The sequence below is a fragment of the Streptomyces sp. NPDC096176 genome (assembly GCF_044763255.1).
Classification (GTDB): Bacteria; Actinomycetota; Actinomycetes; order Streptomycetales; family Streptomycetaceae; genus Streptomyces.
In genome coordinates, this window is sequence record NZ_JBIWFV010000014.1 from 81786 (window position 1) to 92500 (window position 10715).

The following is a 10715-nucleotide window of genomic DNA, read 5'->3' on the forward strand; positions in this document are numbered from 1 at the left end:
GCAGACACCGAACGATCTCGGCCTGGGGAGACAGGGTGGGCAGCTCATGCACGACCAGAGGTGGCAGTACGGAATCCATCGCCGCCGCCGTGAACCACGGAGCGCTCTTTGGCAGCACCTGTGACACCGGGAGCGCTGACGTGACCTTCACCAGCGCGTCCCTCGCCACGCACCGAACGCGGCACGCGGTCGTCGTGTCCTTCGCGATCCAGCCCGGCGCGGACCTCTCTGCGCGAGAGCGGGACGCCCGTCGTGTGTCGGACATGCGGCGCCTGGTCCCCAGGGACATCTGACCTTTTGGGGGCTGCACGCTCTCGTCGAGGACGTGGAGCTGATCGTGAGCGAGCTGCTCACCAACTCCCTTGTGCACAGCGGAGGCACCAGCATCAGGCTGGTTGTCCATATCGAGGGTGATCTGCTGCAGATTCAGGTGGCCGACGGCGTACGCCGGTCAGCGCGGGCCGGTGTGCGGCCCGGCGAGGACGCCGAGAGCGGTCGGGGGCTCGAGCTGGTGGACGCCGTCGTGCGAGCCCGGCAAGGTGCTTGGGGCGTCAGCCCGGACGGTACGTGCACCTGGTGCACGCTGCCGGTCGACGGCGAGGGCACGTGACGACCGTGTGCTCCGGCGACGACCGGCCCGATCTGGCCGCCCTGGTCCGACGCCTCCAGGAGGTCGCGCATCTGCCCACCGTGGTGCCCCTGGGCAAGTACTTCGACGTAGTAGTCACTGAGGCCGGGAACGCAGGCAAGGAGCTTCTGCGCCTCATGGACGCGCACCCCGGCGGCTGCGGCCCGGTGATCGCCGAGGAGAACCGCCCGTGGATGTACTGGCTCGTACCACCCGGCACCCTTGAACGCTGGAGCAACGCATACGGCGTATGCCTGTCGGCTCCCTGGCGCATCCCGTTCCCGCCGACGTCCCACGAGCGGCCGGAGGGCCCCTACTGGCTGCGCCCCTACCGCACCGACCGCCGCGTCGGCCCCCGGCATCTGGCGGACGCACTCGAGCGGGTCCGGCCCGCTCGCGATCCGTACGAAGCGCTGTCCGTTCTCCTCGGCGCTCCGGCCATCGCGGCGACGAACGCACCATGAGCAGCATCGACAAAACCAAGCGGCGCCGGACCGGCGTCTGCAAAGCCGCCTTGAGCTCCCTGGCCGGTTTCAGATGGCACAGGGTGATCAGTTGGTGGATGGCACTGCACCGCTGGAAGTGGAAGGACGTCCACCGCTGCCACACCGCACTCGGCGGCCAGCCACCCGTCAGCCGCGTCAACAACGCTTCAGGTCAATACATCTAGGCGGTGGCGTCACCGCTACCGATACAGAAGCAACACGATCCCCAACCCCTGGACCGCCCCAGTGCGCACCCGTCGGAACGACACCTGTAACCGATGCCGCGTCATTCCGGGCCTTGAACCTGTGGGGCCGGGCAACGTCCGTGACGCGGAGCGTCGCCCAGCAAGGGCGGTCAAGGAGATGAGCGGGCGGCCTACGTCGTACTCGATACGTACAGCAAAGACGTACCACGGGATCGCCTACGGAGGGCGAGCCCTATGAGCTCGTAACACGATCATGTGCGGGCCCTGTTGAGGCGTCTCCAGCAGAAGAGGCTGCAGGCGAGGGAGACGAAGGCGTCGTGGAGTTCGGTGCGACGTTCCCAGCGGACGGCGAGGCGTTTGAAGTGGTGGAGCAGGGCGAAGGTCTGCTCGACGACGTAGCGGAGCTTGCCCAGGCCCTTGATGTTCGGTGAGCCCTTGCGGGAGATGACGGGCAGGATCCGGCGCCTGCGAAGTTCATCTCGGTTGGGGTTGGAGTCGTAGCCCTTGTCCCCGAGCAGCGCTTCGGGCCTTCGGCGGGGTCGGCCGGGGCGGCCTGGGACGGGTGGGATGCCGTCGACCAGGGCGAGGGTCTGGGTAACGTCGTTGACGTTGGCCGCGGTCGTGATGACCTTGAGCGGGGTGCCGCGTCCGTCGCAGATCAGGTGGTGTTTGCTGCCCGTCTTCCGCCGGTCCACCGGCGACGGACCGGTGTCTGCGCCCCCTTTTCCGCGCAGGTTCAACCGGTGGCGGGCCGGGTGTCCCGGTCGGCGCCGCGGCCGGGGCGCCAGGCGGCGGTGACGGCCGTTGCGCGGGGCTCGTTCAGCAGGCCGTCGTCGCCGCGGGCGGCGGAGTCGACGTCGATGCCGTAGAAGCGGGGATGGGCCGTGGCGGCGGGGAAGTCGCCGTGGTTGTCGGGGCCGAGGCCGCCGGCGAGGAGGAACGGCAGGCCGGTGGCGTCGGCGAGCTTCGTGACGGTGGTGTCGTCGAGGCGCTGGGCGGTGGAGCCGACGCGGCCGTCGCCTGTGACGGCGTCGAACAGGAAGCAGTCGGCCCCGGCCCGCTCGTAGGCGGCGGTGAGCCGGCCCTCCAGGCAGGTGTCGTCGCGTACGTGCAGCACCTTGGCGATCTTCAGGCCGTCGGGGCATTTGGCGCGCAGCGCGCGCAGCACGCCGGGGGGCTGGAAGCCGTGCAGTTGGATCCAGGGGATCCGGGCGGCGTGCACGGCCGCCGCGAGTGTGTCGGTGTCGGCGGAGAAGGTAACCAGCACCGGCGCCGGGCCCGCGGTGCGGGCCCGGGCCGACAGGGCGGTGAGCCGGTCGAGTGTCAGGTCGGCGTGGCCGCCCGGGATGTGGTGCCACAGGCCGATGAGGTCGGCGCCGGAGGCGGCCATGGCGTCGACCTCCGCGGTGGTGGTGGCGCCGCAGAACTTGACGAGCATCAGGCGGCCGCCGTCCGGTCGGCGTCGCGTACCAGGGAGCCGGCTGCGAAGCGGTCGTCGCCGCCTTGGAACAGGCCGGGGTGCGCGGCCCGCAGGTCGGCAAGGACGGCTTCGTAGGGGAGGTCGTCGAACTCGCCGTGGAAGCGCAGGAACTCCATCTGGCGGCGGCCCTTCAGGTCGAAGGGGTGGTGCACGCTGTCGGCGGTACCGTCGAAGTCGAGCGGCGCCATCCCGTAGAGCCGGCACAGGGTCTTGTTGAACACCGGTGTGGCCCGCACCCATTGGCCTTCGAGGCGTACCGAGGTCAGGCAGTGCTGGTGGAACACGTCGCCGCCCAGCAGGCTGACGAGTTTGTCGGAGGCGAGGTGGTTGCGTACGTCGGTGAGTACGAGCCGGGCGGGGATGCCCAGGGAGCGCAGGCCGGCGGCGTAGAGGACCGACTTGTGCAGGCACATGCCCGAGCCGGTGGCCGCCACGGTGCCGGCGCGCAGGCCTTCGCGGGACAGGTCGGCGCCGTAGACCTCGTAGCGGATCGTGTCGCGGACCGCGTAGTAGAGGGCGACGGCCTGTTCGGTGGGGGTGGTGGCCCCGGGCGGCAGCGCGTCGGCGACGAAGGCGCGCACCTGGTCGCTGGTGTGGTCGAGGAATTCGGTGGCCGCGAGGGCGCCGGTGCTCAGGGAGGTCGTCGTCAAGGCAGCTTCCAATGGTCGGGCGGGATCACAGGCCGAGTAGTGCGGCGATGCGGTTGCGCTGGGTCTCCGAGGTGCCCGAGTAGATCGTTCCGGCGACGGCGTTGCGCAGCTGGCTCTCGATGCCGTACTCGGCCATGTAGCCGTTGCCGCCGAAGATCTGCACGGCGGCGAGGGCGGAGGCGACGTTGGCCTCGCTGGTGACGAGTTTGGCCATGGCGATGTCGCGGGTGACGTTCTCCCCGGCGGTCATCCGCCGGGCGGTCTCGTACAGCCAGCGGCGGGAGGTCTCCACGTCGGTGGCCATGTCGACGATTTTGTGGGAGACGGCCTGGTAGGAGCCGATGGCCTGGCCGAACTGGGTGCGGGTGGTGGCGTATTGGACGCAGGCGTCCAGGCGGCTTTTCATCTCGCCCGCGTTGATGACGAAGGAGCACAGGATCTCCCAGCGCATCACGTGGTCCAGGACGAGGAACCCGCCGCCGGGCCGGCCGATCACCCGGTCGGCCGGGACGCGGCAGTCGTCGAGGAACAGTTCGCACAGCGGGGAGGTGCGCAGCCCCATCTTGGCCAGCGGCCGGCCGCGGGTCAGGCCCGGGGTGTCACCGTCGACGAGGAAGGCGGTGACGCTCAGCGGTCCTGGGCGGTCGCTCGTGCGGGCGTAGACGGTGAACACGTCGGCGACGGGCCCGTTGCTGACGAATGCCTTGCTTCCGTTCAGGACGTAGGCGTCGCCGTCGCGTACCGCGCGGGTGCGCATCGCCAGCGCGTCGGAGCCGCTGTCGGGTTCGCTGATGGCGTGTGCGCCGATCAGTTCGCCGGTGCAGACGCCGGGCAGGAAGCGTTCCTTGAGCGCGGCGGAGCCGAAGTGGTGCAGTGGTACGCCGACGGAGACCAGGTGGGTGCAGGCGGAGAAGTTCAGTCCGGCGTCGCGGCAGCCCTCCCCCAGGCCCTCCAGGACGTACATGGTGGTCGTCAGGCTCTGGCCGAGGCCGCCGTACTGTTCGTCGAAGGGCAGCCCGAACAGGCCGGCTGCGGCCAGCCGCCGCCACGCGTCGCGTGGGAACTCGGCGGCCGCGTCCCGTTCGATGTGCCCGTGGTCGAGCTCGGCGAGCAGGGGCGCGAGGCCGTCGCGCAGGGCCTGCTGGTCCTTCGCGACGTCGATCATCTGATACCTCCATGAGTACTCCGCCCTTCAGGGCGGAGAAGAATCGGACTCCTACGGCGCAGGGCAAAGAGGGGAATTCGCCGCCCGGGCAATTGCCGCTCACCGCCGCCAGCACCACCAGGGGTCACTAGTTGGGGTGTTAATGTGTGAACCATGGCCTCAATTCAGGTGAAGCGGGCGTTTCGGTACCGCTTCCATCCGACCGATGCGCAGGCGGCAGAGCTGTCGCGCACGTTCGGATGCGTGCGCAAGGTCTACAACATGGCGCTCGCTGCCCGCACCGAGGCGTGGACGCGTCAGGAGCGGGTCAACTACAACGCCACCTCGGCGATGCTGACGGCGTGGAAGAAGACCGAGGAGCCGGCTTTCCTCAACGAGGTGTCCTCGGTGCCCCTGCAGCAAGCCCTGCGGCATTTGCAGGTGGCGTTCACCAACTTCTTCGGTAAACGCGCCAAGTACCCGCGTTTCAAGAGCCGGAAGAGGTCTCGCAAGAGCGCGGAGTACACCACTTCGGCGTTCCGATTCACCGGTGGTGAGCTGCGGCTCGCCAAGATGTCCGAACCCTTGGCGATCGTGTGGTCGAGGCCTCTGCCCGAAGGCGCGAGCCCTTCGACGGTGACGGTCTCGCAGGACGCGGCCGGACGCTGATTCGTGTCCATGCTGTGCGACGACCCCGGCGTGAAGCCGCTCCCCGCCACCGATGCGGCGGTCGGAATCGACGTCGACCTGAACCGTCTGGTGACGCTCTCCACTGGGGAGAAGATCGCCAACCCCCGGCATGAACGCCGCGACCGCACCCGTCTCGCCACAGCTCAGCGGCAGCTCGCCCGCAAGGCCAAGGGCGACGGAGCGAACCGGGCCAAGGCTCGGCGTAAAGTCGCCAAGATCCACGCCCGGATCACCGACCGCCGCCGTGACGGTCTCCACAAGCTGACCACCCGACTCGTGCGCGAAAACCAAACGCTCGTGATCGAAAATCTGACCGTGCGCAACATGGTCAAGAACCACCGCCTTGCCCGCGCCATCAGTGATGCCGCCTGGCGAGAACTGCGGAGCATGCTGGAATACAAGGCAGCCTGGTACGGCAGGAACCTCGTGGTCGTGGACCGCTGGTTCCCCTCCTCCCGGCTGTGCTCCACCTGCGGCACCCTCCCAGAGAAGATGCCACTGAACGTCCGTACCTGGACGTGCGACTGCGGGGCGACCCACGACCGGGACGTGAACGCGGCGAAGAACCTTCTGGCCGCCGGGCTGGCGGTGACAGTCTGTGGAGCTGGTGTAAGACCTCAACGGAGAACTCCGGGCAGGCAGTCGGCTGCGAAGCAGAAACCCTCACAGCGCAAGCCGTGAGAATCCCCTTCTGAAGGAAGGGGAGAAGTCAACAGTAGTGGGAGAACTCGGGCGATTCGAGGTTGTGCCTCTCGTCGCCGCGCAGCGCGGGCGTGAACATGCACACCAGCCGCAGGTCCTCGTGCGGGCTCGCCACCAGCCAGTGGGCGTCGTGCCGGTCGAGGGCGTACAGGGTGCCGGGGGTGATGGGGTGGGAGACGCCGTCGCTGTCGATCACCTCTCCGCTGCCCTCGATGCAGTAGCAGCTCTCGAGGTGGTTGCGGTACTCCAGGCGGGACTTGGTGCCTGCCCGGACGATGGTGTCGGTGACGGTGTAGCCGACGCCGTCGGCCTGGGTGAGGAATCTGCGGCTGAGGCCGTTGCCCCAGTCGACACAGGTGACTTCGTCGAGCTTGCGGACGATCATGCGGGTTCTCCCCTCATACGGAACGGTGGTGTGGTGTTCGCTCGGGTCGTTCACCGGCCGCGCAGCTCCCCGACGAAGGAGCCGAACTCCTCGACGGGGTCGCGGCCCTTCGCCAGGGCGTCGGCGATCCGGGCCACGCCGGCGCTGCCGACGACGGCGGCATCGGCGCCGAGCTGCTCCAACAGCGCGATGTCGGCGCGGGTCTTGACGCCGAAGCCGACGGCGACGGGCACGGAGGCGGCGGCGTGCAGGTCGGCGATGGAGCGGGCGAGCCGGTCGCGGTCGAGGGCGGCGGCGGTGCCGCTACGGCCGTAGTGGGCGACCAGGTACAGGTAGGCGGAGGCGTGGGCGGCGGCCTCTGCGACGGCGTCGGGTTTGGAGACGGCGTAGCAGGTGGTGACCAGCGGCAGCCCGGCGGTGTGTGCGGCCTCGTAGTGGGCGCCTCGCAGCCGGGGTGGCACGCCGTGCAGCAGCAGCCCGTCGCAGCCCGCGTCGCGGACGGCGGCGGCGAAGTGTCCGGGGGCGGTGCCCTTGACGGTGTGGCTGAAGTCGGCGAGGAGCGCGATGCGCAGGTTTTTCAGGCCGGGGCGGATGCGGGCGACGGCGGCGAGGACGGCGGGCAGGTCGGTGCCGGCGGCCAGCGCCCGGTCGGCGGAGGCGCGGATGACGGGCCCGTCGGTGACGGAGCCGGGGAACGGGACGGCCAACTCCAGGCAGTCGACGTCGCTCTCGTCGAGCAGGGCGGCCAGGTCGGGCAGCCGCTCCAGGGGCGGGTCACCGGCGTTGAGGAACAGGGCCAGACCGGGGCGGCCGGGCCGTACGCGGGTGAAGAAGCCACCCGTGTCCGGGCGCGTGCCGCCGGGGGCGGGGGTGGGGCGGGGGTCAGGCATGGGCCACCTCCGTGGCGCGTCGCAGCCGGTCGACCAGGGCGAGGGCCGAGCCGTCGGTCAGCACCGCGCGGGCGCCGCGCAGGGCCTGGTGCCAGTCGCCGGTGAGACGGCCGGCGACGGCGAGAGCCGCCGCGTTGAGGCAGACGGCGTCCTCGGCCGCCGGCCGGCCGCGGCCGGCGAGCAGGTCCAGGACGTCCTTCACGGGGTCGTCGCCCGGCCGCAGATCCGAGACGGTGCCGGGGCGCAGGCCGAGCGCGGCGCCCGCGAGGGTGAACTCGTCCTCGCCGCCGCCTTCGTAGGTGCGCACCAGGTTGGTGGTGAAGCCGATCAGTTCGTCGGCGCCGGTGTCGTTGGTGGCGAGCCACACGGACCGGCCGGTGCGGCGGGCGGTGTGCTCGGCGGCGTGCCGCAGGCCGGCGACGAGCCGGGGATCGGAGATGCCGGTGAGCTGGGCGGCCACCGGCATGTCGGCGAGGAACGGGCCCACCGCGTTGACGAAGCGGCCCAGCCGGCGGATGTCGAGTGGCAGCACGCTGCGGGCGAGCAGGCCCAGTTCGGCCGGGTAGACGAACGGGCCGGCGAACGCGATGCCGCACCGCTCGAGCATGTCGTGGGTCTGCTCGTAGGTGGACGTCGTCTCGATGCCCAGGCGTTCAAGGAGGTCGAGGGAGCCGAGGCGGGAGGTGTAGGCGCGGGAGCCGGTCTTGACGACGCGGGTGCCCATCGCGGCGGCGGTCAGGGCGGCGGCGGTGGAGATGTTGAGGGTGCTCGGGCCGCCGCCGGTGCCGACGATGTTGACGGCGCCGTCGAACTCGGGGCGCCCCGTGCGCTGTTCGGGGCGGCGTTCGGCGAGCGAGTCGAGCAGCGCGGTCAGTGTGGCGCGGCCGGGCATCTGCGTGGACAGGGACGCGAGCAGTGCCACGCTCTCGCCCCGGCGCAGCGCGCCGTCGCCCAGCCGGTCCCAGAACGAGTGCCACTGGGGCGCTTCGACGGGCCGGTCCTGGGCGATCAGGGCGGCGACGGCGTCGTGCATGACTACGCGGCCTCCGCCCGGGCGCGGGTGGCCTCGGCGACGAACGCCTCGATGGCCGCGACGGAGTGGAAGGACTCCGGGTCCAGGTCCACGTCGTCGGTGTTGATGCCGTAGCGGTCCTCCAGCCAGGCGATCACCTTGAGCAGGCCGAGGCTGTCGATGACGCCGCCCTCCAGCAGGTCGTGGTGGTCGTCCAGTTCCCCTGCGGGCGTGTCGGGCAGGAACTCCTCGACGAGGAACTCCTTGATGGCCTGGGCCTGAGCCTGGGCGTGGGGCATGTCAGTTCTCCTTGGTGAAGTGGTCCTTCACGACACGGTCGCGGTCGACCTTGCCGGTGGAGGTCCTGGGCAGCGGCTCGTCGGTGAAGCGCAGCGCCGAGGGGATCGCGGCCCTCGGCAGGCCGCGTGCCAGATAGCCGCGCAGCGTCAGGCTGTTGAGGGCGCTGCCCGGGGTGCGGCGCGCCACGGCGTGCAGCAGCCGGCCGGCCACCGGGTCGGGCAGGGCCAGGACGGCGGCCTCACTGATGTCGGGGTGGGCGAGCAGGACGTGCTCGACCTCCTGGACGTTGATGCGCACACCGCGGACCTTGACCTGGAAGTCGGTGCGGCCGGCGAGGGTCAGGACGCCGTCGGCGCTGCGGCGCACCAGGTCGCCGGTGCGGTACCAGCGCCGGTCGTCGGCCCCGGCCGGGTGGGGCACGAACACGGTCCGGGCGGCGGCCGCGCCGAGGTATCCGTCGGTCTGGAACGGTGTGGTGACCCACAACTCGCCGCTGCCCGGGCCTTCCAGGACCTCGCCCCGGTCGGTGACGACGAGCGCGTCGGCGCCGGGCAGCGGACGGCCCAGCGGCAGCGGCGCGCCGGATTCGGCCTGCGCGTCAGTGATCTCGTGCGCGAAGCTGTCGTTGGTTTCGGTGCAGCCGTAGATGTTGTGCAGCCGCGCGTTCGGGAACAGGCCCGGCAGTTCGGCCAGGACCGGCCCGGGCAGGGCGTCGCCGGTCGTCATCGCGTGGCGCACGGCGGGCAGGGCGGTGACGCCGTGTTCGCGGGCGGCGTCGGTGACCAGCCGGTGGAACATGGGCACGGCCTGGACGACGTGGACGTCGTGGCGCTCCAGCGTCGCGAGCAGATGCCGGCCGCTCATGGCCTGGTCGGGGTCGACGAGGACGACACGTCCGCCGTGGGCGAGGGTGGTCCACACGTCGAGCAGGCACAGGTCGAAGTTGAGCGGCGCGTAGTTGAGGACGTTCGTGCCGGGCCCGATCCCGAACGCGCCGGCGGCCCAGGCGCTGAACCGGTCGATCGCGCCGGCGGAGATGGGCACGATCTTGGGCAGCCCGGTCGACCCGGAAGTCGTCAACAGCAGCGCGGGCGCGGCGGGGTCGAGGGTCGGCGTGTCGCGCCGGTCGGTGGGCGGGACGCCCGGCGTGTCGTCGGCCGTGGCGTACGGCTTGTCGTACGCCGTGGCATCCGGCCGGTCGTCCGGCTTGTCGGGCAGGGGGACGGCGCCGGCCTGCTCGTACAGCTCCTCCGTCACGTCCTTGCCGAGCGTCGCCGACGCCAGCAGCACCGGGCGGCGCTCCAACAGGCAGGCGAGGACCACCGCGATCGTGTCGGGCGACTTGACGGCCGGGACGCCGACGGGCCGCCGTCCGGGCGTGTCCGCGACGCGGGCCCTCTCCCGTTCGGCGCGTCGCCACAGGGCGCCGTAACTGATCTCGTCGCCCTGCCACACGAGCGCCGCCGCCTGCGGCGTGCGGTGGGCCTGCGCCCGAACCCTCTCGACGAGCGTGCCGCCACTCATGGGCCGCGCCCCCTCCCGCTCCTTGCACTGGCGAAAACCTGTCGGCCTCGATGGTGGTTTCGCGCGCTGGAGGATCGCCGGAGCCGTGGGGCATGAGATGTCAGGTGTGAGTGGGAAGCCTGAAGCATGAGGGAGACTCGGGAGTGCGTCGAGGGCGTCTTGCAGCGACTGCCCGGTGTCCGTGCAGTCGCTGTTCACACCACGTGGTCACTGGTGGGACAGTTGACGACAGCGGATTGCTTGCCGATCGTTTTCGTACACGGAACGCGCTTCAGCGCCGGACAGTGGAGTCCGCAACTCGCCGCGCTTCGCGACGAGTTCGAGGTGGCCGCCGTCGACCTGCCCGGTCACGGGGAGCGCACGGCCGACCCCTGGAGCCTGAGCAGCGCGACGCGGGTCATCGCTTCCGCGGTGGCCGCGCTCGACCACGGGCCCGCTCTGGTGGTCGGGCACTCGCTCGGCGGATACGCCTCGCTGGAGTTCGCACGGCGGTGTCCCCACCACGTGCGCGGGCTGATCCTCGCCGGTGCCAGCGCCTCCACCCGTGGCCGGTGGGCGACGCCGTACCGGTGGGCGGCCCAGCTGGTCCCCCGCATACCGGCGGACCGCCTGACCCGTT

The 10715-nt window shown here is 70.9% G+C and carries 14 protein-coding genes and 1 pseudogene (1 of these 15 only partly in view); 6 read left to right on the forward strand and 9 right to left on the reverse strand.

Features of this window, described 5'->3' with window-relative positions; translation table 11 throughout:
- The first annotated feature begins 140 nt into the window (after window positions 1–140).
- Genes ACIQ7Q_RS30105 through ACIQ7Q_RS30120 form a run of 4 tightly spaced genes read left to right on the forward strand, consistent with a single transcriptional unit; the run spans window position 141 to window position 1298 of the window.
- Window positions 141–293 (forward strand): hypothetical protein, encoded by a 153-nt coding sequence (locus tag ACIQ7Q_RS30105; protein ID WP_403868926.1) that lies wholly within the window; start codon window positions 141–143, stop codon window positions 291–293.
- A 44-nt stretch (window positions 294–337) separates the two neighbouring features.
- Window positions 338–610 (forward strand): ATP-binding protein, encoded by a 273-nt coding sequence (locus ACIQ7Q_RS30110; protein ID WP_403868929.1) that lies wholly within the window; start codon window positions 338–340, stop codon window positions 608–610.
- Window positions 607–1092 carry a hypothetical protein gene (locus ACIQ7Q_RS30115; protein WP_403868932.1) on the forward strand — a complete coding sequence of 162 codons (486 nt, stop codon included), beginning with the start codon at window positions 607–609 and terminating at the stop codon, window positions 1090–1092. The genes ACIQ7Q_RS30110 and ACIQ7Q_RS30115 overlap by 4 nt, the downstream gene beginning before the upstream one ends.
- Entirely contained in the window at window positions 1089–1298 is a 210-nt protein-coding gene (locus tag ACIQ7Q_RS30120) for a hypothetical protein (protein ID WP_403869117.1), read from the forward strand. Before ACIQ7Q_RS30115 ends, ACIQ7Q_RS30120 begins: the two co-directional genes overlap by 4 nt.
- 272 nt (window positions 1299–1570) lie before the next feature.
- On the opposite strand, the gene ACIQ7Q_RS30125 is transcribed toward ACIQ7Q_RS30120, so the two are convergent.
- The 4 genes from ACIQ7Q_RS30125 to ACIQ7Q_RS30140 are packed head-to-tail and all read right to left on the reverse strand — an operon-like array spanning window position 1571 to window position 4614.
- On the reverse strand, window positions 1571–2059 hold the full coding sequence (locus tag ACIQ7Q_RS30125; protein ID WP_403868935.1) for an IS5 family transposase: 489 nt from the start codon (window positions 2057–2059) through the stop codon (window positions 1571–1573).
- Entirely contained in the window at window positions 2056–2757 is a 702-nt protein-coding gene (locus tag ACIQ7Q_RS30130) for an N-(5'-phosphoribosyl)anthranilate isomerase (protein ID WP_403868938.1), read from the reverse strand. Before ACIQ7Q_RS30130 ends, ACIQ7Q_RS30125 begins: the two co-directional genes overlap by 4 nt.
- Window positions 2757–3449, reverse strand: a complete 693-nt coding sequence (locus ACIQ7Q_RS30135) for a transglutaminase family protein (RefSeq protein WP_403868941.1) — start codon at window positions 3447–3449, stop codon at window positions 2757–2759. The genes ACIQ7Q_RS30130 and ACIQ7Q_RS30135 overlap by 1 nt, the downstream gene beginning before the upstream one ends.
- A gap of 25 nt (window positions 3450–3474) precedes the next feature.
- The gene (locus ACIQ7Q_RS30140; protein WP_403868944.1) at window positions 3475–4614 is read right to left on the reverse strand and encodes an acyl-CoA dehydrogenase family protein; all 1140 of its coding nucleotides are present in this window, start codon (window positions 4612–4614) and stop codon (window positions 3475–3477) included.
- A gap of 153 nt (window positions 4615–4767) precedes the next feature.
- On the opposite strand from ACIQ7Q_RS30140, the pseudogene ACIQ7Q_RS30145 reads away from it, so the two are divergent.
- A pseudogene (locus tag ACIQ7Q_RS30145) lies at window positions 4768–5964 on the forward strand (RNA-guided endonuclease InsQ/TnpB family protein).
- A 28-nt stretch (window positions 5965–5992) separates the two neighbouring features.
- Here ACIQ7Q_RS30145 and ACIQ7Q_RS30150 read toward each other — a convergent pair.
- From ACIQ7Q_RS30150 to ACIQ7Q_RS30170, 5 genes are read right to left on the reverse strand one after another with little or no spacing between them, the layout of a single operon-like run.
- Window positions 5993–6370, reverse strand: a complete 378-nt coding sequence (locus ACIQ7Q_RS30150) for an ectoine synthase (RefSeq protein ID WP_403868947.1) — start codon at window positions 6368–6370, stop codon at window positions 5993–5995.
- 50 nt (window positions 6371–6420) lie between these two features.
- Entirely contained in the window at window positions 6421–7260 is an 840-nt protein-coding gene (gene trpA / locus ACIQ7Q_RS30155; protein ID WP_403868950.1) for a tryptophan synthase subunit alpha, read from the reverse strand.
- Window positions 7253–8293, reverse strand: coding sequence for an anthranilate phosphoribosyltransferase (locus tag ACIQ7Q_RS30160; protein ID WP_403868953.1), 1041 nt, complete (start codon window positions 8291–8293; stop codon window positions 7253–7255). Before ACIQ7Q_RS30160 ends, trpA begins: the two co-directional genes overlap by 8 nt.
- Before the next feature lie 2 nt (window positions 8294–8295).
- Window positions 8296–8571 (reverse strand): acyl carrier protein, encoded by a 276-nt coding sequence (locus tag ACIQ7Q_RS30165; RefSeq protein ID WP_403868955.1) that lies wholly within the window; start codon window positions 8569–8571, stop codon window positions 8296–8298.
- Between the two features lies 1 nt (window position 8572).
- Entirely contained in the window at window positions 8573–10096 is a 1524-nt protein-coding gene (locus ACIQ7Q_RS30170; protein ID WP_403868958.1) for an AMP-binding protein, read from the reverse strand.
- A gap of 240 nt (window positions 10097–10336) precedes the next feature.
- Between ACIQ7Q_RS30170 and ACIQ7Q_RS30175 the strand changes: the two genes are divergently transcribed.
- Window positions 10337–10715, forward strand: partial view of an alpha/beta fold hydrolase gene (locus ACIQ7Q_RS30175; protein WP_403868961.1) — the 5' portion only. The gene runs 335 nt beyond the window's last position; only the first 379 of its 714 coding nucleotides appear in the window; the start codon lies at window positions 10337–10339; its stop codon lies beyond the right edge, outside the window.